Consider the following 23,679-nt stretch of genomic DNA (forward strand, 5'->3'; position numbering starts at 1 on the left):
GCGGTGGTCCGCTCAAGTCCCTCTCTCCTGACGGGCGGCGAGCGCCTGGACTGGCGGCCAACCCACGCGCGCTCTATGCTCGTGCCACGCTTGGGCGCGATCCCTGTCCAGTCCGGAAAGCTGGCAGGCCTGTTTCAATGCCGGGCGGTTGTGCTGCCGAAGCAGTGCGCCGGTGAAACCTTCGCTTTCGTCATGGGGCCTTGGAAATGTTCGTCGAGTCCGTCCACTCAAATCCAGCCGGGCATCCCGCGCCACGCCAACGCAGTCGGGTCCAGGCGTTGAAGTCGAACCTCGCCGGCCGTGCCGCGAGGGCGATCGGCTGGTTTCTGAATGCAGCCGGGCAGGAACGGGCGGAATCGTTGAAGGACCTGATCTTCGCCCTGTTGACCTTCAGACAGGCCTTCATGGTGGCGCTCGTCTTCCACCGCTATGCACACCGGAACGAGTTTGACCGGCAATTCCGCTATTTCTGCGGTCCCGACATCGAAAAAGAGATGCAATGGGTGCTCACCCGCGGCCACTCGGGTCAGTACTGCAACGAGCTGATCCTCTTCCTTCTCATGTGCGAGAAGGAGAAGCGCGTTCTGGAGCTGTTTCCCAGAATCGACTGGGACCGGGTCGATGACGAGTTCATGGAGGCGATCGGCAAGCTGACGAAAAAGCTGACATCCGGCTACTTCATGGAGCTGCTGGCGCAGGCCCACACCATCAATTGGACCGCGCTTCGTCCGCAGGACCTGCGCCGGTTTGCCGAGCTGATCAAGATCATGCTGGAGCACCGGAATTTTCGTTTCGAGCAGACGTCCTTCGAAGGACGGCAATACGATGCGCGCCGAGACGGCGACCCCGAGCCGTTCGAAGCCCCGCTCGACCGCTACGTTCCCGACTTCTTCTGCGACAAGGAGCTGATCGAGACCCTCGTCACTCAGCTCGGTCTCCCCCGGCACGACGATATCCTCGCCGCACGCGAGGACCGCGGCCAATACTGGGAGCGCTTTCCCGCCGATCATCCGCAGCGCAAGGTGTTGTCGGAGATCAACCTGTTCTACGCCTATCGCCACCTGCTGCTGACGACATATCACAGCGGCGAGGGCTTCCATGTCCCGCAGGTCTACACCAAGCTGACGGAGACACAGAAGCGGTTGCGCCGTCATCTTCCCGCGCCCAGCCCCGAGCTCAAGGCCCTTCTCAAGAAGCTCGACACCGATCTGTCGGACGTCAGGCTGCTCTCGCCGGACTGGAGCGCGCTGATCGGCCATAACGGCCATCTCAACGTTCATCTGATGATGCGCGAGATGGGGTGGTGGCAGGGCCAGCCGCTGCTCCTGGCCTACAAGGACCGGATCGCCAACAAGCCGTTCCTGTCGCTGTTCTCGGAGATCTGTCCGACGCTCACCCTGGGCGAGAACGTCACCGCCGGAGTCTGGCACGAACTCGCCAGCCTCACCCCGTTCATCGGCGACTCCCACCAGGCATTCCGCTTCGAGGACGGACGCGCGGTGTACTGGAACGATGCGGGCTCACTCGCGCTCAAGCAATGGGAAAGCCGGCAGCGAAGCTTTCCGCTGCGCGACATCTACGACCGCCGCCTGCTTTCCGACAACCGCGTCGAGCAGACGTACCAGGACTACCGGCGCAAGTGGGGCATGGCGGACGGCGACTGGTTCGTCTGCCTGCACGTGCGGGATGCCCAGACCCGGAATGATACCGAAGGCGTCGGCGAATCCATCCGCAACGCGTCGCTCGCGAGCTATCTCGATGCCGTCCGCCACATCACCGAATGCGGCGGATGGGTTGTCCGGATGGGCGGTCGCAAGGTGCCGCCGTTCCCGCAAATGGAACGCGTGGTGGACTACGCCCGCAGCGACGACGCGTTTCCGGAGATGGACATTCACTTGATGCGCCGTGCCCGCATGTTCATCGGCACGACCTCCGGCTTCGCCTATGTGGCAAGCAGCTTCGGCATCCCGACTGCGATGGTCAATGCATTGAGCTCGATCGGCCTGCTGTGGTCGACGGACACCCGCTTCGCGCTCAAGCCCGTGCACAGGGCGGATGGCCAGATGCTTTCGCTGAGCGAATGGACCTCGGAAGAGTATCGCTGGGCTTACCCTACCCATGAATCCATGGCGCGTGCCAAACTCGTCGTGAGCGAGAGCAGCTCGGACGAAATCCTGGAAGCCGTGCGCGAGGTGCTCGAAATCTCCGATCCCCGGCGGAAAGGACCCGCCCCCGGCGTGGACGGCAAATGGGAGCGTCACGTCCAGGTGCCGGGCTTCTTCGGCAGTTCGCGGCCGAGTAGGTACTTCCTCGAGAAATACGCTCAAGACCTGCTGAGAGAACCGTGAGGACAGCGCGATGCATCAAGCGATGCCGCCCGGACCTGGCGCGCACCTGAGGACGTCGGCCGCGAACAGTAGGGCCATGCTGTCGGACTAACGTTGTCGCGCCCTGGCGACCTCGGGAAGGCTCCTCGGCGGGGCCGCTCCAGGCACCAAGAATGCGCTTTCGTACTTCGCGAGATAGTGGGCACTGATCGTGCCGCCGCCGTAATAGTGAGGCGGCACAAGCTGCTCCCTCCAGAGCGACAAGAGTTGCTGCGAGGCGGTGTCGGCCGCATGTCCGCAAGCGAGATCGACGACCTCCTCGACGACCGCGAGGATTTCGTCTGACGTGTTGTTCAACGGCTGCGCTCCGTTGCGGCTGAGAACGCAGGCGTCGAACAGGCGCCAGCGCCAGGGGGACGAGGTGAGCTGCGTCTGGGTCAGCATCCTTCCGTCGGCGAGACGCACCGGCTTCAGCGCAAACCGAACAGCGCTGTTCCACAATTGCGGATCCGTGGTGATGCAATTCACGAGGGCACTTGGAATGCCGAAGCTGATCGCGACATTCGTCAACCCTGAAGTCGTGCCAATGAAGGCCTTGGCATTCCGGATGAGGCAGATGTCCATCAGTTCGGATCTGAACTTGCTCTGCGCATAATCGATTGCACGGTCGAGCGGCGGAAGTCCGGGTGAATTTGGGCCACCGAGCTTGATCACCCAGCCGCCCCTGCGGGTGATCGCGTGGATGGCATCGAGGTAGGTCTCGATCGGCGCATTGCGGTGGGTCTGGCCGGTCCCGTCGACCTCGGAATAGTGGGAACCGTCACGGGTGTGCAGGCACACGTACCAGTCGTCCGGCTTCATGCCCCAGGATTCGCGCATCCGCCGATAATCGTCCTGCACCTTCGGCGCCGCTTCGTAGATCCGGTCATACTGGTCGCGCAAGGGATGCCCGCGGCCATCCCGCTCCCACTGCAGCATGGCAAGCGCCCCGGCTTCCTGCCACGGCACGACGTCGCCGTTCGGCAGCCGGAACACATTGAAGTTCATGCCGTACCAGCGCTGCAGCGACAGCAGCTCTTCGCCGAGCGCGTGAGAGACGGTTTCCCCGATCACGACGACATCGGCGAACCTTTCGAACAGCCGAAGAAACGCCCTGTTGGCCACGCAGTTCGGACGGACGACGATCAGCGGTCTTCCCGACCACCACCCCAGGTCGCGCATTCGGAACAGGATGTCCAGCATGCCGAGGTGACCGATCTGGGTCGTCCATTCCTCGGGAAGGACCCGCAATTGCTCCAATGGAATTCCCAACCTGCGCAACAGGTGGCTGGCCTCCGCTGATATGGCTGGCGCCGCCTCGCCGAGCTCCGACTGCGCCGCGAGCGCTCTCGTGAACAGACCGATGCCGATGTCGCCAGAGCCGACATGAGTCACGCGCTGGCCGGTGAAGTTGCAGAGATCGAACAGCCTGCCCGCGGCGCCGCAGGCGAAATCAAGAGGGTTGGGATGATAGTTTCGCGCCGGCCGCGACGCCATGTTCTGATGAGGACGCATGTAGTCGGGAATACCACGGCATGCGTCCGACATGCATTCGACCGCGCGGGCCTCGTTGCCGACCATGATCTCGAGCATGCCCTTGAGAAAGGTGAGATGTATCTCCGATTCCGACCTTGCCCTCAGATCCAGCTGCGATGCCAACCGATAGGCCTTGTCGAACTCCCCGAGCTCGAAGAGCGCGCGAACCATCATGTGCGCAAGTTCCGGCGAGCGGGCTGCGAGTTGACGCCGGAGGACCAGATCATAGGCTTCCCAATCGGCTCCGATCCGAAGCAGCAGTTCCGCTGCCAGCATCGGAAAGCTCCGTCTGAGCAATCCCGAAAACCGCAGGTCAGGGTCCTTCGCCAGCAGAGACGCGCAGTGGACCTGATAGGCTCTTTGCAGCAGGCGGCGGTCGCGAAGTTCTCCGATCTCGAACAAGGCGAGGATCAGAAAGGCCAGCCGCGGCGGCAGCAGGCGCAGCAGCCTGGCAGTGCCGACAATCAGGATGCGCGCCCATCGCTGCGGCGCCAACAGAGACCGCTCTCCCCAACGCGCCGTTTCGGCTGGCAGAGTTTCCAGTGCGTTGAACAGCTCAAGGAATCCGCGTCTGCGCACAGGGCTCTGCAGAACTAGCGGCTCCTTGAAGCGCTGCATCGGCTACCCCAACTCCATCTCCGGCTCACGGCCAGCCCCCGTTCTCGAACATCCAGACCGCCCTGCGGCAGACCAGGAGAAGGCTATGCCGTTTGTCGCCTGTCTCGAATTGGCTTCAGCAATACACGCCGCATGCCTATCGGGCTGTCAAGCCAACCCACGACCAATGAGTATGATGATCCCATGAACCCACTCGGTGACCGGCAACAGCCCTGCCCTGTCGACAATCAGCAGAATTGTCGACCACAGAGCCAGCCGCTCGAGCACGAGCCGGCCGATTCCCAGCGAGATGAATACGAAAGCCACAAATCCCGCAAGCAAGGCGTTGAGGAACCCTGCGCCGACCGCAAGAAGAACACAGAAGAGGACCGTGCTCACGCAGACGGTGCGCAAGATCGATCGCAAAACGAGAACCATATCCTTCACGCAGGCGCCCCCTCTTACCAACGTTAGATCTCATGTGGCCGAACAATAGCCGCCAAAGCCCCTCAGCATCGTCTGTAGCATCTCCGCTGGAAGACTGCCCAGTCGCGCAATCCCGCTGCGGTAGAACAAAAATCTGCTGGCGTTATTGACACTGATTCGCCGGTTGAACCGAGAGGGAGTGATGCGAGCGCTCAAAGAGCAACAGCAGCGCGAAACATCACAAATGACGCGAGTTCCAGGGTCTGTGCCAGGCGAACATTTTACGTTGTCATGTTCCCGATTACACTGCTATTGAGGTTGCCTCCAGATGGCAACATCCATAGCAGCCGGCGCGCTGGACGCAGCGGCGAGCCTGAGTGTGCCCATTGATCGAGCGATCCAGCCGAGCCATGTCCACCGGACCACTATCCGGCTGCCGATTGTGCGGTCAGCCGATCTCCACGCAGGCGCTCCCGCTTGGTGAGCTCCCGGTCTGCAACCGGTTCGCGCGTGAGAACCGTGTCCAGCTTCGGGTAACCCTCGACATCGTCGCGTGCGACACTTGTCAACTCGTCCAGCTCCGCGAGCTTCCGCCACCCGAGGCGCTTGTTCCCGAGGTGCCATGGATCCGCTACCGGGAGCCGGAAGGCCATCTCGACGCCCTGGTCGGAGAGCTGCTGTCGTTGAAGCCACGGGCCGGCACCGCCCTCGGCACCGGTCCGTTCGAGGGGCCTCTGCTGGGCAGGTTGCAGGCCCGCGGGCTCACCGCGAGCGCCCTCGCGCTCGGCGCCGCCGGCGCTCCGGGGCGCTATCCCTATCTGGAAACCTGGCAGGCCAGCCTCCGCGAGGAACGGCTGGCCGCCGAAGCGGCGCAGCTTGGCACTTTCGACATCGTATCGTGCCGCTACATCCTCGAGCACACGCCGGAGCCCGTGCAGGCGCTGCAAGCGCTCAGGGTTCTGCTAAATCCCGATGGCCTGCTGCTGATCGAAGTCCCCGACAGCAGCAAGTTCCTCGCGGCGCGCGACTACTGCTTCCTGTGGGAGGAGCATAGCTGCTACTTCGTCGAGGACACGCTGCGGCGCCTGGCTGAGGTGAGCGGCTATCGCGTTCTGGCCCTGCTTCGCTATCCGGGAGCCCTGGAAGATGCCCTGGTCGCCGTCCTCACCCCGGCCGATATTCCCGCCACTCCGGTGGAGCCCCGCGGACCTTCCAGCCTGTTCCAGGTCTACCGTGACAATTTCGTCCCCGCCCGCGCGCGACTGCGCAGCAGGCTGACGGCCCTGGCCGGTCCCGACCGCGACCGGATCGCGCTGTTCGGCATCGGCCATCACGCCATCATGTTCGTCAACGCCTTCGGCCTGGCCGACCTGATCGCGGTGGCCGTCGACGATGATGCGGACAAGACAGGCTTTTTCCCCCCCGGCTTCCGTACACCTGTGGTAGGCTCCCAGCGGCTGCTGGATGACGAGCGGATCAGGCTCTGCCTGTTTGCGATCGCGCCGCACATCGAGGGCAAGGTGCGTGAAAAGCTCGCGCCGCTCGCTGCCAGGGGCGTGGAATTCCGCTCGATCTACGCGGCGCTCGACAATTCGATCATGAGGGATCACGCATGACGCTCGTCCAGAAATCCCCCGAGGTATTCCTGGCCGAGGGCCCCATTTCATCGGTGGGCGCGGCCGAGATCAACACCCTGAAGGCCGCGGTGAAGGCCAGCCCGAAGCGGCGGGCCCGCATCAACGCCCATCCGGACGGCGATGACAGCCTGCATGAAATGATCATCGCGATCGATTCCAGCTCCTACATCCGTCCGCACAAGCACCCCGGCAAGAGCGAGGCGTTCCACATCATCGAGGGCGAGGTCGATATCGTGGTGTTCGACGATGACGGCCAGATCGAGCGTGTCGTCGAATTGGGGCCGCCGGGCGGTGCGCGCCCCTTCTACTATCGCATGTCGAATGCATTCTTTCACACCCTGATCATCCGCAGCGACCTGCTGATCGTGCACGAGATCACCAACGGCCCGTTCCGCCCCGGCGCCAGCGTGTTCGCCGACTTCGCGCCCGAGGACAGCGACGCCGCCGGGGCCGAGGCCTATCAGGCCGATCTCGTCCGGCGTGTCGCCGCACGGCAGGGCGTTGCCGCATGACCAGCCATGCCGTCGTGGTCGGCGGCACCCGCGGCCTCGGCCGCGTGGTCGTCGAACGCTTCCTGGCGCGCGGCTGCGCCGTCAGCGTCGTGTCGCGGCAGCGCCCGGCCGATTTTCCCGATCAGCCCGGCTTGAAGCATTTTTCCGCCGATCTCGAGCGCAGCGAGAGCTTTGCCGGGCTCTGGGGTGAGATCGCCGAGGCCAACGGCCCGGTCCGCTACCTCGTCCTGAGCCAGCGCTTTCGCGGCCAGGGCGATCCCTGGGCCGGGGAAATCCAGGTCGGCCTGACCGCCTCGCGCGACCTGATCGAGGGCTTTTCCGGCCATTTCGCTGACGATGGCGACCGCGCCATCGGCGTGGTCAGCTCGGTCTATGCCGAATTCGTCGGCAGTTCGCAGCCGGTCGGCTACCATGTCGTGAAGGGCGGCCTCAACGCCATGGTCCGGCATTACGCCGCGACGCTCGGCCGGCGCGGCATCCGCGTCAACGCGATCATGCCGCTGACCTATCTGAAGCGCGAATCGCGCATCTTCTATGAGCAGAACGAGAAGCTGATGGAGACCTACCGCAAGCTGGTCCCGCTGGGCCGGCTCGGGACGGCCGAGGAATGCGCCGACGCCCTCGACTTCCTCTGCAGCCCGCGCGCTTCGTTCATCAACGGGCAGAGCCTGTTTCTGGATGGCGGAGTGTCCACAGTCTGGCAAGAAGAGGTCGCCAAGAGCTTCGCCGGCCTGTAAAACCCGCCGCAAATTCCTCTTCGGCCGACCGTCCCGCCTGCGGGATCGCCAACCCAGGATCGACACCTCATGCAGCACGTCAAGCACAAGACCGATTGCCGCCTTTGCGGCTCGACCTCGCTCGATCACGTGCTGCCGATCAGGCCTTCGGCGATCGGCGACGCGTTCGTGACGGCGGACCGGCTGGGCGAGAAGCAGGACCTCTACCCGCTCGACTGCTATCTTTGCCTCGACTGCGGCCATCTGCAGAATCTCGATGTCGTCGATCCCGACATCCTGTTCCGCGACTACACCTACCGCACCTCGGTCTCGCTCGGCCTCGTCGAGCATTTCAAGCGCTATGCGCAATCGGTGGTGTCCTCGCTCGCCATCCCCAAGGGCAGCCTGGTCGCCGAGATGGGCAGCAATGACGGCTCGCTGCTCAAGGCGTTCAAGAACGAGGGCATGCGCGTGCAGGGCATCGACCCCGCCCGCGACATCGCGGCGACCGCCACCAAGGAAGGCGTGCCGACGATCCCGGATTTCTTCACCAGCGCGCTGGCGGCCCGCATCAAGTCGGAGCAGGGCGAAGCCAAGCTGTTCTGCGCCAACAACGTGTTTGCGCATATCGACAACATGTCCGACGTCGTGAAGGGCATCCGCCTCCTGCTCGCCGACGACGGCGCCTTCGTGTTCGAGGTCTCCTACATCGTCGACATGATCGACAACATGGTGTTCGACACGATCTACCACGAGCACGTCTCGCATCACGCGCTGATCCCGCTCGAGACCTTCCTGAACCGGCACGACATGACGCTGTTCCACGTCGAACGCACCGGCACCAAGGGCGGCTCGATCCGCGCCTTTGCGCAGCCGAAATCGACCGGCAAGCGCCCGCGCTCGGCGGAGCTGTCGACGCTGATCGCCGAGGAGGAACGGCGCGGCGTCACCAAGCCGCAGATCTACCGTGACTGGTTCGTCGCCATCGAGAACTGCAAGCGCCGGGTGCTCGCTACTCTCGACGAGGCCATCGCCGCGGGCAAGCTGGTCGCGGCCTACGGCGCCTCGACCACCACCACCACCCTGCTCTACCATTTCGAGCTGGAGAACCGGATCAAGTTCATCGTCGACGACAACCAGCTCAAGCACGGCCGCTTCAGCCCGGGCGCCCACATCCCCGTGCTGCCCTCCAGCGAGCTCGCGACGCGAAAGCCCGACATCGTCGTCGTCCTCGCCTGGATCTATGCGGACCCGATCCTGAAGCGCAACCAGGCCTACCTGGACGCAGGCGGTCGATTCCTGGTGCCGCTGCCGGAGCCGCGGATCGTCGACGCCTCGGGCTCGGTCGCGATCTGAGCCGCGGCGGCGGCCTGAGCTGACCGGTTGACAGTGCCCTCGTAACATGGTCCAGCAAGCCCCGGCGATGGGCCGCCGGCGTGGCGGGGGTCCAACCGCATTCAGCTGGTAAGACAAACACTTACGGCTCTCGCGAGGTACAAGGATGACCACCCTGACCGATGGACAGGTCGAGCGGTTCGTGGTTGCGGATCGGCGTCGCATCTCCTGGGCGCGCTGCCGCGAGGACATCGCGCCTTTCATCACCCGTCACGTCACCTGGCGCGCGCTCGCTGCCGGTGACATCCGATCGAAATACCGCCGCACCATGCTGGGCCCGTGGTGGATCACGGCCACCAACGCGATCACCGCCCTGATCATGGGCACGGTGGCCGGCCGCTTCCTCGGCGCCGACATGAAGACCTACCTGCCCCACTTCATGGTCAGCATGACCATCTGGAGCTTCATCTCGTCCTCGCTCAGCGAGGCCTGCTATACGATGATCAATGCAGGCGGCATGATCAAAGCCGTCGACATGCCGATCCTGATCCATGTCATGCGCATGGTTCAGCGCAACCTGATCATCTTCCTGCACAACATCGCGGTGATCCCGTTCATCTGGCTCGTCTATCCATGGTCGGTCGGGTTCGGAATGGTCCTCGCCATCCTCGGCCTGATGATCGTCTACGTCTTCGTCGTCAGCGCCTCGGTGATCGTCTCGATGATCTGCGTGCGCTATCGCGACGTGCCGCCCGTCATGGCGGCGGTGCTGCAGCTCCTGTTCTTCATCTCTCCGATCATCTGGGAACCGTCGAGTATCCGCGGCGGCGAGCTCATCGTCACGCTCAATCCGATCGCCTATCTCTTGTCGGTCACGCGCGGTCCGCTGATGGGCGACGTTCCCGGCCTTGCGACCTGGGCCGGTGCCATTGGATCGGTCGCGGTCCTGACCGCCGCCATGATCTATATCTACACGCGCTATCGGTCGCGCGTCGTGTATTGGGCCTGACATCATGGCCGGGAGCTCTGGATCCGCCTCGAATGACTCTCATTGAAGCCAAGCAAATCGGCATCGAATTTCCGGTCGCGCCGCCGAACGCACGATCATTCCGGCATCTGGCCATCAAGGCGGCCTCGCGCGTCGGCGGCCGGGTCTCGAAGAGCGACGGCTCGTTCCAGTTCGTCCAGGCGCTCGATGACATCAGCTTCACCCTGAAGCAGGGCGACCGGCTCGGCCTGATCGGCCACAACGGCGCCGGCAAGACCACGCTGATCCGCGTGCTCGCCGGCATCTACGAGCCGACGCGCGGCTCGCTGCGGACCGTAGGGCGTAACGTTCCGATGTTCGACATCGGTCTCGGCATGGACGAAGAGGCCTCGGGCTACGAGAACATTCGCACCCGCGGCCTCATCCTCGGGCTCTCGCCCGAGGAGATCGAGCAGCGCGTGCCCGAGATCGCCGAATTTGCCGAGCTCGGCGACTATCTGGAGCTGCCGATCCGGACCTATTCCTCGGGCATGCTGCTGCGTCTCGTGTTCTCGATCGCAGCCTCGATTCACGGCGACATCATCCTGATGGACGAGTGGATCGCGGTCGGCGACGCGCAGTTCCGCAAGAAGACTCACGGCCGGCTGCAGGACATCACGATGCGCTCGGGAATCGTCGTGCTCGCCACCCATGATCATGGCCTGCTGCGCGACACCTGCAATCTCGGGCTCTATCTCGATGGCGGCCGCGTGCGGGCCTTCGGCGCCCTGGACGACGTTCTGAAAGAGCTGCCCAAGGTTTGAGCGGCCGGGCTCGACAGCATGCGGCAGGAAGCTCGCTGAACCATGACCACGACGCCCGCCCGCGCTGCCTCCCCGACCGTTACGCTGGTCGTCCCGAACTTCAACCACGCCCACTACCTGCCCGAGTCGCTCGGCAGCATCGCGAACCAAACCCGCGCCCCCGACCGCGTCATCATCATCGACGACTGCTCGACGGATGACAGCATCGCGGTCATTTCACGCTTCGTGGCGGAACGGCCGAGCTGGCGACTGATCCGCCACGAGACCAACCAGGGTGTCGTGCGCGGTCAGAACGAGGCCCTGGCGATCGCGGACACCGAATGGATCGGTTTTCTCGGGGCCGACGATGCGCTGCATCCGGCTTATCTCGAAAAGGCGATGGCGCAGGCGACCACCCATCCCGAAGCCGGTCTGGTCTTCGCCTGCTGCGAGATCATCGGCCCTCAGGGACCGTCCGCAAAACGGATGCTGCGGCCGGTGATGCTGCCGGCTTCCGCATCGGCGATGCTGACGCCGGCCGACGTTCGCCACGCGCTGCGTTTTGGCGACAACTACTTTTCGGGCACCACCTCGCTCTACCGCCGCACGGCCTTGCAGGCGCTCGGCGGATTCGACGTCAAGCTCGGCTCGTTCTCGGACGCGTTTCTCGCCCGGCGGCTGGCATTGACCTATGGCTGCTGCTTCATCGCCGAGGCGCTCGGCTACTGGCGCATCCACGGCCAGAACTATTCGACGGCGACCGCAACCGATCCGGCTTCGCTCAACGCCAAGCTCGCGGAGATCGGCGCGCTGATTGCGCAGAGCAGGCTGTTCCCAAAGGGGTATGAGGATGTGTTCGCCCGGCGCAATCGCTTCGGCGCCGCGCGGATGGTACTGGGCGGCGATACGGCAGCGTCGGCCAAGGCAGCGCGCGTATCCGCCTTGCTCGACGGCAATGCGCTCGATACGCACCTGCTTGGGCTGATGTTGAGCCTCGGCGCAAGCGGCCGCCTTGCTGCGCTGGCTTGGATCACCTTGCGGACGCGGCCGATGTCGCTGTCTCGCCTGCTCGCCCAGGCCGCCACGCGACGGGCGATCTTGTCCACCACGCCCGGCTATCGCGCGCCATGACGGTCCGCGCCCCCTTCGGCTCTCTCCGGCGCCGCCTCGGCGCGAAGGCGGCGCCTGCGCCGATCCGCGCGATGCCGACGGCGCAACCATCGCCGCAGGCGCCGCGCAGCCGCTGGTCGCCGCGGACGTGGCTGACGACATCCGCATTTCGTCTCTACGCGTTCCTGAGCGCGCGGCGCCGGCAATTGCTGCCGCTGACCACTCGTGCCGCGAACATCGTCGACAGCAGGCTCATCGTTGCGCCGGCCGGGGCGACGCTGCTCCGGCTGATGGACCGGCAACTGGCAAGGGGATCGCGCCTTGGCCGTTTGCTGGCGCTGACGACCTCGACCACGTTGGCCGCCGCCGCGCAGGTTCATCTGGCCGCAAGCCGCAAGCCGAGCGCGCTGCGTGCGGTGCGGATCTTGAACCTGATCTTCCGCAGCAACGTGCGTGCGCGAGCCGGTGTGGGCGCGCAGGCCTATTTCACCACGCTGGCGCTGTGCAGCGCCTATGACCGGATCGTGCGCGACGTGCCACGGCCCGAGACGATCGACAGCTTCGCGATCAATTTCGCGGTCGGCGTCGCCCACATGTATCGCGACAATCTGCCGGTCGCGGCCCATTTCCTGACAGCGGCTGCGGCCTCCGGCGACGGCAACGCGCTGCGCAAGCTCGGCGCCGTCCACGCCTTGGCCGGCGACCACGTCCGGGCCGCCGCCTGCTTCAGGGCGTCGGTCGCGCGCGATCCCCGCTCGGTGATGGCGCACCAGAACTATGCCGGCGGCTATGATCCGTCGACCTACACGCCGAGCGCCTGGGAGCTGGAGCATGCCGGCGAGCTCCTGATCTACGACAATCTGATCCAGCTCGGCGAGAACTTCTATCACCAGGGCCGTTACGAGGACACGTTCCGCTGCTATCAGGCCGCGCTCGACCATCAGGACGCCTTGGCGGCCAAATGGTCGATTCCCGGCGCGCTGATCGATCGGATTGCCGGCGCCAGCAGCATCTTCGATCCCGCGCTCCCGGTCCGGCTGCTCGGCTACGAATGGGTGACGCTGATCGGCCACATCGGCTTCATCGACTGCCATTTGCGCATGGCCGCGCTCGGCATGCTGCCGCGCGCCAACTACGTCCTGCTTGCTCCGGCGAGCAAGGTGGTCAACCAACCGTTCCTCAGGCTGTTCGCGCCGCATGTCACGATCGTCGAGGACCCCGCTCTCGTCGACGACCTGCTGCCCTATCAGCGGCTGGTCGGCGACCAGTTCATCGCCGTCCGCGGCCAGGACGGCCTGGCTGAGCCATGGGCCCACGCGGCGTCGCGCGCGCAGGTCGCCTGGGCCGAACAGCGGCGGCTGCCGATCGTGAAGGTCCCATCGGAGCTGATGGACACCGGGGCTGCCAGGCTGCGCGCCGCAGGTGTCACCGCGGACTGGTTCGTCGCGATGCACATCCGCGAGGGCGGCTATCATGGCGACGGACCAGGCACCACGCGCCAGCATCGCTCCGCCAATGTCGGCGACTACCTGGACGCCATCGCCGCAATCACCTCACGCGGCGGCGCCGTGGTCAGGCTCGGCGATCGCAGCATGACGCCGCTGCGCGGCATGGCCGGCGTGTTCGACTACGCGCACAGCGACATCAAATCGGCGGAGATGGACCTCTATCTCTGCGCCGCAGCTCGTCTGTTCGTCGGCACGACATCGGGCCTGACCACGGCCGTGCAGGCGCTGGGAACGCCGATGCTGCTGGTCAACTGCATCTCCAACGACTGCCAGTTCTGGCATGACCGCACCGACTTCACCGTGCGGCCGGTCTATGACCGGCGTGGACGGCGCTACCTCTCGCTGCGCGAGACCTACCGCCAGCCGCTGCAGGCGCTGCTGATCGACACCGCCGTGCTGGCCCGTCACGGGCTCGAAATCCACCCCAATACCGCACAGGACATCACGGCAGCCGTCCGCTACAAGCTCGATTGCCTGGACGGAACCGGCAGATCCCTGCGTGAGGGCGGCCCGCAGCTCGATCGCTATCGCGCAGCGCTCAGCAGCAACCCCTACAATTTTGGTGCTGCGCTACCGGTCCCCGCGTTCCTGGACCGCCTGCCCGAGCTGCTGCACTGAACGCGTAACCCGGCCTCGGTTCGATCAACGCCCGCGACGGCCATCGCGGGTCGTTTTCCAGTGCTTCGGGGCTCCCGTTAACCTCCGAGCAAGATCGATGCCCTGTAACTTGGGATGGTCGCGATTCGGCTCGGCAGCGCGTCGATACGGTCGAGCCATGCGCCGCTCATGCGATTAGCCGGAACTGAGGCAATGCCCGGAGTGTCCACCTTACAGTCGGTCACGACCTCACCTCCGTACGACGCGGGGGTCCCTCCGCCGTCGAATCCCGTGGAGCTGCCCGACGAGGCGGTCCAGGCCCAGCTCGCGCAGGGTGACTTCGGCGGGATCGGCGCGGTCACCGCGGTGAGCGCCGGCGGACTGACAATCAATCTGCTGTTCGACACGGCGGCGATGAATGCACCGGCGAGCTTTCGCGCCGGCATTCAGCAGGCCGCCGCGATCCTCACCTCGATGATCTCGGATCATATCACCGTCAACATCAAGATCGACTATAGCGGCGTCGGCGGCGGCGCGGCGGCCGGTCCTGACGGCGGCCAGTGGATGAGCTATTCGAGCGTCAGCTCCAACCTGATCAACTATGCCAGCCCAGGCGATACCACCTTCAATGCCCTGCCGGCGGGATCCAGCATCCAGGGACAGTCCTACGTCGCGGTGTGGAATTCGCAGCTGAAGCTGTGGGGCGGCCTCGGCGCCAACGATGCAACCACCGACGACGGCAGCGCGACCTTCGCGACTGACATCAATTCAAACCTGCTGGTCGGCGTGGCGCTGCACGAATTGACGCACGCGTTCGGCCGCGTGCCCTACGGGCCGCAGCCGGACGTGTTCGATCTGTTCCGCTTCTCCAGCCCGGGCGTCCGGCTGATGACCGGCGGCGCGACGGCGGGGACCGCGTATTTCTCGGTCGACGGCGGCTATACGAAGCTCGCGGATTACGGCCAGTCCTCGGACCCCAGCGACTTCCTGAACAGCGGCGTGCAGGGCGGCAACGATCCGTTCAACGAATTCTACACCTACAGCACGCTGCAGACGCTGACGGCCGTGGATCTCAAGCAGATGGACGCGCTCGGCTTCCATCTCGTTTCCGCAACGCCGGTGACGATCGAGGCGCTGGGATCGACCAGCCTGGTGCAGCTCGGACTGAGCTACTTCCTCAATCCGGTCGGCGGCGGTACCGGACCGCAGATCAAGTTCGGCGGCAGCGTCGTCCAGCCCGGACAAATGGGCGGCTGGACCCCGATCGCGGGCGAGACCAGCGGCAGCGGCTATCAGGTCGCCTGGAAGATGTCGGGGGCGGATCTCTACACGGTGTGGAATGTCGACAGCAGCGGCAACTACACCGGCAATGCCATCGGCGCCGTCTCGGGAGGCACGGCTGCATTCGAGGCGTTCGAGACGTCGTTCCATGAGGACTTGAACGGCGACGGCATGATCGGCATTCCCACGACGGTCATCGAGGCCGTGGGATCGACGAGTCTCGTCCAGGCCGGCAACGGCTATTTCCTCAATCCCGTCGGCGGCGGCACCGGCCCGCAGGTCAAGTTCGGCGGCGCCAACCTGGTGGTCGGTCAGCTCGGAGGCTGGACGCCGATCGCAGCCGACGTCGTGGGCAGCGGCTATCAGATCGCCTGGAAGATGGCCGGCGCCGACCTCTACACGGTCTGGAATACCGACAGCAGCGGTGCCTATACGACGAATGCGATCGGCGCGGTCAGCGGGACCAACAGTGCGCTGGAAGCGCTGGAAACCAACCTCCACCAGGACCTGAACGGCGACGGCACGATCGGCATTCCGACCACCGTCATCGAAGCCCTGGGATCGACCAGCCTCGTCCAATCCGGATCCAGCTACTATCTGAACCCGGTCGGCGGCGGCACCGGTCCGCAGGTCACGTTCGGCGGCTCCGTTCTCGTCGTCGGTCAGCTCGGCGGCTGGATGCCGATCGCGGCGGACACCGTCGGTGGCGGCTATCAGATCGCCTGGAAGATGACGGGCGCGGACCTGTATACGGTCTGGAATACCGATAGCAGCGGCGCCTATACGAGCAACGCGATCGGCGCCGTCAACGGCACCAACAGCGCGCTGGAAGCACTGGAGACGAACCTCCATCAGGATCTGAACGGGGATGGCACGATCGGCATCCCCTCGGCCGTGATCGAAGCGCTGGGATCGACGAGCTTGGTGCAATCCGGTTCGACCTACTTCCTCAATCCGGTCGGCGGCGGCACCGGGCCACAGATCGTGTTCGGCGGCAGCGTCGTCACCGTTGGTCAGCTCGGCGGCTGGAACCCGATCGGCGCAGAGAGCTCCGGCGGCGGCTACCTGGTCGCCTGGAAGATGGCGGGAGTCGACCTCTACACGGTCTGGAATACCGACAGCGGCGGCGCTTACGTCAGCAATGCAATCGGCGCCGTTCCGGGCGGCTCGGCGGCGCTGGAGACGCTGGAGACCAGCTTTCATCAGGATCTGAACGGCGACGGCACCATCGGTGTGCCCGCGCACGTCGCGGCGAGCACGCAAGCCGTGACGCTGGCCGGTGGCCCGGACGTGGTCCTGACGGTGCCCGGCAGCTTCGGCGGCTCTCTGATCGGGTTCGGCAGCAGCGGCGATCAGATCGACCTCAACGGCATCGCCTTTCATTCGCTGCAGGCGCATTTCGACGACAGCAGCGGGCTGCTGTCGCTCAGCGACGGCGCGAGCAGCACCTCGTTGCATTTCCTCGGACCGCTGTCGCAGGACAGTTTCCGCTTCGCCAATGACGGCCAGGGCGGCACGATGATCTCGGCGGCCGCGGGTCCGGCGAGCGGCCCTGCTCCGCAGGCCGTCTCCCTGGCAGGACACGACACCTTCGTCTTCGCCGAGCATTTCGGCCAGGTCAGCGTCGCCGACTTCCATCTGGGCAGCGACGCGATCGTCATCAGCCACGACCTTTTCGCAAGTCAGGCGGCTCTGCTGGCGTCGATTCACGACGATGCGGCCGGCAACGCCGTGATCACCGATGCCGCGCAGGACACGATCACCGTCCAGCACGTCACGACGGCAGACCTGCTGACCCATTTGTCCAGCTTCCACCTGGTCTGATCGGCGCGCCAGCGGTCTTCGGGGCAGGCTGGCGGGAGCGATCCGCTGCAGCGCACGCTCCGATCTCCGCGACCGTCCGGAGCTGCCACCCCCGAACACAATCAATGGTTGAAATCGATCAAACAGATCGAACAATGACGTATGGCCGGAGCCGCCATTCTTCGGTACCATTTTATACAAGATCGAGGGGCATCACTGCGCGATGCTTCAATCCCATTTCGCCTGTCGGCCTCGAGGACAGGATCACCATCGCTGCATGCATGCTTTACCAATCTGGCCGTACCGAAGACATTCCTGACCGTTGGCGGGAAGCTGCCGAGTCCCTCATTTTCGATCCTGTTGCTGGCGGCCGTCACGAGTCGCATGTGCAGCAGCCTGCCGCGCCCGCCGAGTACGAATTCAAGCCGGCCTCCGCCATCGCGCAGACGCTGCTTGGCCCGGCCGGGCAGATCGATCCTGCCCCTCCTGCGCCGAGCGCCGATGCTCCGAGCGAGGCGCCGGGCCTCCTCGCGCACGGCGACGGCGAGGCAACGGTGGTCGCACAACTCTTCGACGTGAGCGCGCGGGCCCAGACGTCGGCCCAGGAGGCGGCCGAGCTAACGGCTCGGACGGTGGTCGCCGGCTCGACCTGGCAAGTCACCGAGACGTCCTTCCATCCGGCCCCAGCGATTGCGGGCAACGTCTCCGTCGAACCGGCGTATGCCGGGCCAAGCACCAACGAGACCGGATTCGTCCTCTCGATCAGCGTCGAGATGTGGTCAAGCGCCAGCGCATCGCTGCAGACATGGTCGTTCAGCAGCCTCGGAAAGCCCGCGACAGCGCAGGCCGGGCCGAGCGGCGCGCCCGCGCCGTCGCTTCAGGACGCAGTGACGGAAGCCATCGCCTCGGCGGTCAGTGCACAAGGTGCGACCAGCGCCCAGGTCGTTCAGGCGCTCGGCGGCAACTCCACGGGCGTGACGGGAGCCGGCATCAAGATCGGCGTCCTCTCCAGCAGCTTCAACAATCTCGGCGGCGCCGCTGCGGACGAAGCCGGCGGAGCCTTGCCTTCGGCCTCCAAGATTCAGATCCTCAAGGATATGCCATCGGGCGGGACGGACGAAGGCCGTGCGATGATGCAGGTCATCCACGACATTGCGCCTGACGCCAGTCTCGCCTTCTATACCGCGTTCCAGAGCGAACAGGACTTCGCCGACGGCATCATCGCGCTCGCCAATGCCGGCTGCAAGGTCATCGTCGACGATGTGAGCTATTCGGACGAGCCGTTCTTCCAGAACGGCGTTGTCGCCCAGGCCATTCAGACCGTTCAGGCCATGGGCGTGACCTATGTGACGTCGGCCGGCAACAACGGCAGCACGGCCTATCAGACGTCCTGGACCTCGATCTCCGGCAGCATCGGAGGAATGTACTACGATGGCAATGCGCTGAGCTTCGGCGGCAACATCGCGCAAACCATCACCGTGACCGCGGGCGCCAACCTGCTCGTGCAATGGGACGAGGCTTGGGGTCAAGCCGCGTCTCATCTCTCGGTCAACGTGTACCAGAATGGACAATATCTCGGACACGTTCCCAACAGTTATCAGAACCCGTGGATCGGCCTGCATTTCGCGGTCTCCGGCACCTACCAGATCGTCATTGCGGACGTTTCCGGCTCCACGCCATCGACGATCAAGGAGATCCTGGCAGGCAACGGCCTCCCGGTCTCCATCAGCGGCGCCAATATCGGAACTGTCTTCGGTCACGCGATGACCCCGGGGGTCATCACCGTCGGAGCCGTCGATGCCGCCAACACGCCTGCCTTTGGCGCAACACCGGTCTCGGAAAGCTTTTCATCGTCGGGCGCCGGGACCGAGATCCTGTTCGCCAACGACGGCACGCGCCTTACGACGCCGCTCCAGCTCAGCCCAGTCGTGGTCTCCGGCATCGACAACATCTCGACGACCGTCACCGGAATGACCGACTTCTACGGCACCTCCGCAGCCGCACCGAGCGTTGCCGCGATCGCGGCCTTGATCCTGACGGCCAACCCGACGCTGAGCTACGCCAACGTCTCGGAGATCCTGCAGCAGACGGCGGTGCCGATGGCCAATCCGGCGGTCGCCGGCGCGGGTCTCGCCCAGATCAATCCTGCCGTCGGATCGGCCCCCTATTTCGCCAACACCATCGTCGAGGCGCTCGGATCGATCAGCCTCGCCCAGGTCGGCGTCATCTACGATCTCAACACCATCGGTGCGAGCACATCGGTGGCGCTGCGGTTCAACGGCGCCAACGTCGTCGTTCACCAGCTCAGCAACTGGACGCCGATCGGCGTCGAAGCCAATGGAAGCGGCGGCTACGAAGTCGCCTGGACATTCCAGGGGCAGGATCTCTACACCGTCTGGAACGTGGACAGCAGCGGCAACTACATCGGCAACGCGATCGGCGCCGTCTCCGGAAGCTCGTCCGCTTTCGAAACATTCGAGACGGCGTTCCATCAGGATTTGAACGGCGACGGCACGATCGGCATTGTCAGCACGGTCATCGAGGCCGCGGGGGCCACGAGCCTGGTCCAGTCCGGCAACGGCTATTTCCTCAATCCGGTCGCGGGCGGGACAGGACCGCAGATCAGCTTCAACGGCAGCACCGTCAGCCCCGGGCAGCTGGGCGGCTGGACTCCGATCGCTGCAGAGGCCGTCGGCGGCGGCTATCAGATCGCCTGGAAGATGGCGGGCAGCGACCTCTACACCGTCTGGAACGTCGACAGCAGCGGCAACTACACGGGCAACGCCATCGGCGCGGTCAATGGCGCCAGCAGCGCGCTCGAGGCGCTGGAGCCGAACTTTCACCAGGACCTGAACGGCGACGGCACGATCGGCGTTCCGAGCACGGTCATCGAGGCCGCGGGATCGACAAGCCTGGTGCTGGCCGGGTCGAGCTATTTCCTCAATCCCGTCGGCGGCGGCACTGGTCCGCAGATCATGTTCGGCGGCAGCATCGTGACCGTCGGTCAGCTCGGCGGCTGGGCGCCGATCGCCGCGGAGCCGTCCGGCAGCGGCTATGAGATCGCCTGGAAAATGGCGGGCGCCGATCTCTACACCGTCTGGAACACCGACAGCAGCGGCAACTATACCGGCAACGTCATCGGCGCGGTTGCGGGAAGCTCCGCAGCCCTGGAAGCGCTGGAGCCCAGCTTCCACCAGGATCTGAACGGCGACGGCACCATCGGCGCCCCAAGCGTGACACCGAGCGGCAGCGTGATCGAAGCGCTCGGGTCTACCAGCCTGTCGCTGTCGGGCACGACCTACCTGATGGCGCCGGTGTCGGGAGGCACCGCAACGCAGGTCATGTTCGGCGGCAACGTCATCGTTGCCGGCCAGCTCGGCGGCTGGGCGGCGATCGCTGCGGAGGTCTCGGGCGGCGGCTATCAGGTCGCCTGGAAGATGGCCGGCGCCGACCTCTACACGGTCTGGAACACCGATAGCAGCGGCAACTACACCGGCAATGCCATCGGCGCCGTTTCCGGCAGCTCGACGTCCCTTGAAGCCCTCGAGAGCAGCTTCCATCAGGATCTGAATGGCGACGGCACGATCGGGATCCCGACCGTCAGCTCGGTGACGGCGAGCGCAGAGACGGCCACGACGTCGGGTGCGACCGACCTGGTCCTCGCCGCGCCTTCCTTCAGCGGCAATCTCATCGGATTCGGTAGCACCGCCGCTCAGATCGATCTCAAGAGCATCGCATTCACATCGCTTCAGATGCATTTCGACGAGACGAGCGGAATGCTGTCGCTGGGCGACGGGTCCAACAGCGCGTCGCTGCACTTCGTCGGCCCATTGTCGCAGGACAGCTTTCACTTCGCAGCGGACGGCCAGGGCGGCACTCTGATCTCCGGGACCTCGATCTCCGGCGCGGCATCCTCATCGGTGTCGCTGCAGGGACACGACACCTTCGTGTTCGCCGAGCATTTCGGTCAGGTGAACATCGCCGACTTTGCGGTCGGCACCGACAAGATCGTGTTCAGCCAGAGCATCTTCGCGGACCCGTCCACGCTGCAGGCCGCCATCCATGACGACGCCGCGGGCAACGCCGTCATCACCGATCCGGCACTCGACACCATCACGATTCAGCACGTGTCGACGGCCGAGCTGCTGTCTCATCTGTCGAGCTTCCATCTGGTCTGAGACCGGCGGCATTCGAGGCGTCGTCTCCGCCATTCGGCGGGCGAAGGGTGCCCGGCGGGCGGTTTCCGCCCGCCGCAGGACAGATAACGGCTCGCGCGAGGGCCGCTCTTGCCCTATACGGCGCTTCGACCATCCTACACCGTGAGTTTGATGCCCCCGCCCCGCTCCGCTTCGCCGCGCCGCCTGCTCTACGTGGCCAACGAGGATTACGCCTTCCTGATGCATCGCCTGCCGATGGCGCGCGCGGCGCGGGAGGCCGGCTACGAGGTACATGTCGCGACCAACGTCAACGCCGGCGCCGCCGCGATCGCCGCCGAGCGGTTCCTGCTGCATCCGATCCCGTTCCAACGCGGCGGGCTGTCGCCGTCATCAGCCCTGCCCACGATCCGCGCGATCCGCGCCGTCGAGGCTGCGATCAGCCCCGACGTGGTGCATCATTCCGGATTGCAGTCGAGCGTGCTCGGCTCGCTCGCCGCGCTTGGACGCACCACTCCGGTCGTCAACGCCATGACCGGCCTCGGCTATGTGTTCACATCGGCGAGCTGGCGCTCGCGTCTGCTCAAGCAGGGCCTGCTGTGGCTGCTGCCGCAGCTCATGAACCGGACACCGAGCTGCGTGCTGGTCCAGAATCCCGACGATCGCGAGGCGCTTCAAGCCATGGGCGTCCGGGGCGACAAGATCACGCTGATCCCGGGCTCGGGCGTCGATACCGACCGCTTCCAGCCGCTGCCAGAACCGGACGGGCCGATCACCTTCGGCTTCGCAGGACGGCTGCTGACCGACAAGGGCGTCCGCGCCCTGGTCGCTGCGCACCGCATGCTGCGCCAGCAGGGCCGCGACGACCAGTTGCTGATCGCCGGCTCGCCTGATCCGGCCAATCCTGCCTCGGTCTCGGCCGAGGAGGTCGAGGCCTGGCGGAAGGAACCCGGCATCACCCTGCTCGGCCAGATCAAGGACATCACCGAGCTCTGGCGCCGCTGCCACGTGGCCGTGCTGCCGTCGCATCGCGAAGGACTTCCGGTCAGCCTGCTGGAGGCCGCCGCCTGCGCCCGGCCGTTGATCTCCACCAATGCACCCGGCTGCCGCGAGATTGCGATCCACGACCAGACCGGACTCGCCGTGCCGGTCGAGGATGCGGCGGCGCTCGCGCAGGCGATGGCGCAGCTGGCGGCGTCGCCCGAGATGCGCGCACGTTATGGCGCGGCGGCCCGTCAACTGGTCGAGGACAAGCTCTCGGCCAGGATCATTGGCCGTTCGGTGGTGGCGCTCTATGATCGCCTCATCTCGGCCGCAGAGGTCTGCGGATGATCGCCGATCCCACCGCGGTCCTTGCCGCCATCGCCGTGCTCGCGGCCGCGATGTGCGCCATCCTGATCGTGCTGTTGCGTCCAGTGCTCCAACGCTACGCGCTGGCGCGGCCGAATGCGCGCTCGTCGCACAAGATCCCGACGCCGCAGGGGGCCGGCATTGCCGTGATCGGCGCCACGATCGTTGTCGGCGGCGCGTTCGCCTCCGTGGCCGGTTTCGCGCCGCTGCTGATGCTGTTCATCGCCGTGCCGATGCTGGCGCTGGTCGGCCTGATCGACGACATCAGGCCGATCCCGGTGCTGCCGCGCCTGGTCCTGCAGGGATTGGCCGTCGGCCTCGTCGTATTCACCGCGCCTGACGATCTCAGGCTGTTTCCGATCCCGCTGGCGGTCGAGCGCGCGCTGCTGCTGATCGCCGGCCTGTGGTTCGTCAACCTCGTCAACTTCATGGACGGGCTCGATTTGATGACCGTGGCCGAGGCGGTGCCGATCACGGCGGCGCTCGTCCTGTTTGGCCTCTCCGGTGAACTGCCCTGGCCGGCGACTGCCATCACTGCGGCGCTGGGTGGCGCCATGCTCGGCTTTGCGCCCTTCAACCGTCCCGTCGCAAAGGTCTTTCTCGGTGATGTCGGCAGCCTGCCGATCGGGCTGCTGCTCGGCTGGGGCCTGCTCCATCTTGCCTGGCAGGGCGACGTCGCAGCGGCGCTGCTGCTGCCGCTGTATTATCTAATCGACGCCACTTTCACCCTGTTGCGGCGGATGGCGCAGCGCGAGCCATTCTGGGCGGCGCACCGCACGCATTTCTATCAACAGGCCACCGATAACGGCTTCACCGTCTCGCGCGTCGTCAGCGAGGTGTTCATTCTCAATATCGTGCTTGCGACGCTCGCAGCCATCTCGGTCGCGCAGCGTTCCATGACGGTCGACGCCATCCTGCTCGTCTTCGGTCTCGGCGCCGTCACCTGGGTGCTGAGCCGCTTCTCGCGGCGGCGCCATTGAA

At 65.3% G+C, this 23,679-nt stretch carries 15 protein-coding genes; 13 read left to right on the forward strand and 2 right to left on the reverse strand.

Annotation, left to right across the window (positions count from 1 at the left end):
• The first annotated feature begins 278 nt into the window (after nt 1–278).
• A complete protein-coding gene (locus ACQR0W_RS20535) occupies nt 279–2,348 on the forward strand; it encodes a TIGR04372 family glycosyltransferase (protein ID WP_316169689.1) in 2,070 nt (689 codons plus the stop codon).
• Between the two features lie 87 nt (nt 2,349–2,435).
• Here ACQR0W_RS20535 and ACQR0W_RS20540 read toward each other — a convergent pair whose 3' ends face one another.
• Both ACQR0W_RS20540 and ACQR0W_RS20545 read right to left on the reverse strand, forming a co-directional pair.
• Complete coding sequence (locus ACQR0W_RS20540; RefSeq protein ID WP_434840827.1) at nt 2,436–4,520, reverse strand: TIGR04372 family glycosyltransferase; 2,085 nt, start codon at nt 4,518–4,520, stop codon at nt 2,436–2,438.
• A 147-nt stretch (nt 4,521–4,667) separates the two neighbouring features.
• Nucleotides 4,668–4,937 carry a hypothetical protein gene (locus tag ACQR0W_RS20545; RefSeq protein ID WP_316169864.1) on the reverse strand — a complete coding sequence of 90 codons (270 nt, stop codon included), beginning with the start codon at nt 4,935–4,937 and terminating at the stop codon, nt 4,668–4,670.
• Between the two features lie 398 nt (nt 4,938–5,335).
• On the opposite strand from ACQR0W_RS20545, the gene ACQR0W_RS20550 reads away from it, so the two are divergent.
• The 12 genes from ACQR0W_RS20550 to ACQR0W_RS20605 all read left to right on the forward strand — a co-directional run bounded on the left by ACQR0W_RS20550 (nt 5,336) and on the right by ACQR0W_RS20605 (nt 23,678).
• The gene (locus ACQR0W_RS20550; RefSeq protein ID WP_316186976.1) at nt 5,336–6,541 is read left to right on the forward strand and encodes a class I SAM-dependent methyltransferase; all 1,206 of its coding nucleotides are present in this window, start codon (nt 5,336–5,338) and stop codon (nt 6,539–6,541) included.
• On the forward strand, nt 6,538–7,074 hold the full coding sequence (locus tag ACQR0W_RS20555) for a WbuC family cupin fold metalloprotein (RefSeq protein WP_315825078.1): 537 nt from the start codon (nt 6,538–6,540) through the stop codon (nt 7,072–7,074). The genes ACQR0W_RS20550 and ACQR0W_RS20555 overlap by 4 nt, the downstream gene beginning before the upstream one ends.
• On the forward strand, nt 7,071–7,811 hold the full coding sequence (locus ACQR0W_RS20560) for an SDR family NAD(P)-dependent oxidoreductase (protein ID WP_315712830.1): 741 nt from the start codon (nt 7,071–7,073) through the stop codon (nt 7,809–7,811). The genes ACQR0W_RS20555 and ACQR0W_RS20560 overlap by 4 nt, the downstream gene beginning before the upstream one ends.
• Before the next feature lie 69 nt (nt 7,812–7,880).
• Nucleotides 7,881–9,146: a class I SAM-dependent methyltransferase gene (locus ACQR0W_RS20565; protein WP_315753257.1), complete on the forward strand. Its 1,266-nt coding sequence runs from the start codon at nt 7,881–7,883 to the stop codon at nt 9,144–9,146.
• Between the two features lie 145 nt (nt 9,147–9,291).
• A complete protein-coding gene (locus ACQR0W_RS20570; protein ID WP_315712833.1) occupies nt 9,292–10,134 on the forward strand; it encodes an ABC transporter permease in 843 nt (280 codons plus the stop codon).
• Between the two features lie 32 nt (nt 10,135–10,166).
• A complete protein-coding gene (locus ACQR0W_RS20575; RefSeq protein WP_315712834.1) occupies nt 10,167–10,916 on the forward strand; it encodes an ABC transporter ATP-binding protein in 750 nt (249 codons plus the stop codon).
• Nucleotides 10,917–10,958: 42 nt separating this feature from the next.
• Nucleotides 10,959–12,026, forward strand: a complete 1,068-nt coding sequence (locus tag ACQR0W_RS20580; RefSeq protein WP_315825079.1) for a glycosyltransferase family 2 protein — start codon at nt 10,959–10,961, stop codon at nt 12,024–12,026.
• Nucleotides 12,023–14,131 carry a TIGR04372 family glycosyltransferase gene (locus tag ACQR0W_RS20585; RefSeq protein WP_316186977.1) on the forward strand — a complete coding sequence of 703 codons (2,109 nt, stop codon included), beginning with the start codon at nt 12,023–12,025 and terminating at the stop codon, nt 14,129–14,131. Before ACQR0W_RS20580 ends, ACQR0W_RS20585 begins: the two co-directional genes overlap by 4 nt.
• A 192-nt stretch (nt 14,132–14,323) precedes the next feature.
• Nucleotides 14,324–17,215, forward strand: a complete 2,892-nt coding sequence (locus tag ACQR0W_RS20590; protein WP_316186978.1) for an NF038122 family metalloprotease — start codon at nt 14,324–14,326, stop codon at nt 17,213–17,215.
• A gap of 365 nt (nt 17,216–17,580) precedes the next feature.
• Nucleotides 17,581–21,372: a S8 family serine peptidase gene (locus ACQR0W_RS20595; RefSeq protein ID WP_316169697.1), complete on the forward strand. Its 3,792-nt coding sequence runs from the start codon at nt 17,581–17,583 to the stop codon at nt 21,370–21,372.
• 150 nt (nt 21,373–21,522) lie between these two features.
• Nucleotides 21,523–22,680 (forward strand): glycosyltransferase family 4 protein, encoded by a 1,158-nt coding sequence (locus ACQR0W_RS20600; RefSeq protein WP_316169698.1) that lies wholly within the window; start codon nt 21,523–21,525, stop codon nt 22,678–22,680.
• Nucleotides 22,677–23,678, forward strand: a complete 1,002-nt coding sequence (locus ACQR0W_RS20605; RefSeq protein WP_316166174.1) for a glycosyl transferase — start codon at nt 22,677–22,679, stop codon at nt 23,676–23,678. Before ACQR0W_RS20600 ends, ACQR0W_RS20605 begins: the two co-directional genes overlap by 4 nt.
• Nucleotide 23,679: the final 1 nt, after the last annotated feature.

Origin of the sequence: Bradyrhizobium sp. HKCCYLRH1034 (assembly GCF_051168375.1) — a bacterium.
Taxonomy (GTDB): domain Bacteria; phylum Pseudomonadota; class Alphaproteobacteria; order Rhizobiales; family Xanthobacteraceae; genus Bradyrhizobium.

What these genes read in the sequence shown, in the direction of transcription:
- ACQR0W_RS20570 (WP_315712833.1), top strand. Translation starts at nt 9,292, where the DNA reads ATGACCACCCTGACCGATGGACAGGTCGAGCGGTTCGTGGTTGCGGAT.
- ACQR0W_RS20580 (WP_315825079.1), top strand. Translation starts at nt 10,959, where the DNA reads ATGACCACGACGCCCGCCCGCGCTGCCTCCCCGACCGTTACGCTGGTC.
- ACQR0W_RS20565 (WP_315753257.1), top strand. Translation starts at nt 7,881, where the DNA reads ATGCAGCACGTCAAGCACAAGACCGATTGCCGCCTTTGCGGCTCGACC.
- ACQR0W_RS20555 (WP_315825078.1), top strand. Translation starts at nt 6,538, where the DNA reads ATGACGCTCGTCCAGAAATCCCCCGAGGTATTCCTGGCCGAGGGCCCC.
- ACQR0W_RS20545 (WP_316169864.1), bottom strand. Translation starts at nt 4,937, where the DNA reads ATGGTTCTCGTTTTGCGATCGATCTTGCGCACCGTCTGCGTGAGCACG.
- ACQR0W_RS20575 (WP_315712834.1), top strand. Translation starts at nt 10,167, where the DNA reads ATGACTCTCATTGAAGCCAAGCAAATCGGCATCGAATTTCCGGTCGCG.
- ACQR0W_RS20605 (WP_316166174.1), top strand. Translation starts at nt 22,677, where the DNA reads ATGATCGCCGATCCCACCGCGGTCCTTGCCGCCATCGCCGTGCTCGCG.
- ACQR0W_RS20540 (WP_434840827.1), bottom strand. Translation starts at nt 4,520, where the DNA reads ATGCAGCGCTTCAAGGAGCCGCTAGTTCTGCAGAGCCCTGTGCGCAGA.
- ACQR0W_RS20590 (WP_316186978.1), top strand. Translation starts at nt 14,324, where the DNA reads ATGCCCGGAGTGTCCACCTTACAGTCGGTCACGACCTCACCTCCGTAC.
- ACQR0W_RS20560 (WP_315712830.1), top strand. Translation starts at nt 7,071, where the DNA reads ATGACCAGCCATGCCGTCGTGGTCGGCGGCACCCGCGGCCTCGGCCGC.
- ACQR0W_RS20550 (WP_316186976.1), top strand. Translation starts at nt 5,336, where the DNA reads ATGTCCACCGGACCACTATCCGGCTGCCGATTGTGCGGTCAGCCGATC.
- ACQR0W_RS20585 (WP_316186977.1), top strand. Translation starts at nt 12,023, where the DNA reads ATGACGGTCCGCGCCCCCTTCGGCTCTCTCCGGCGCCGCCTCGGCGCG.
- ACQR0W_RS20600 (WP_316169698.1), top strand. Translation starts at nt 21,523, where the DNA reads ATGCCCCCGCCCCGCTCCGCTTCGCCGCGCCGCCTGCTCTACGTGGCC.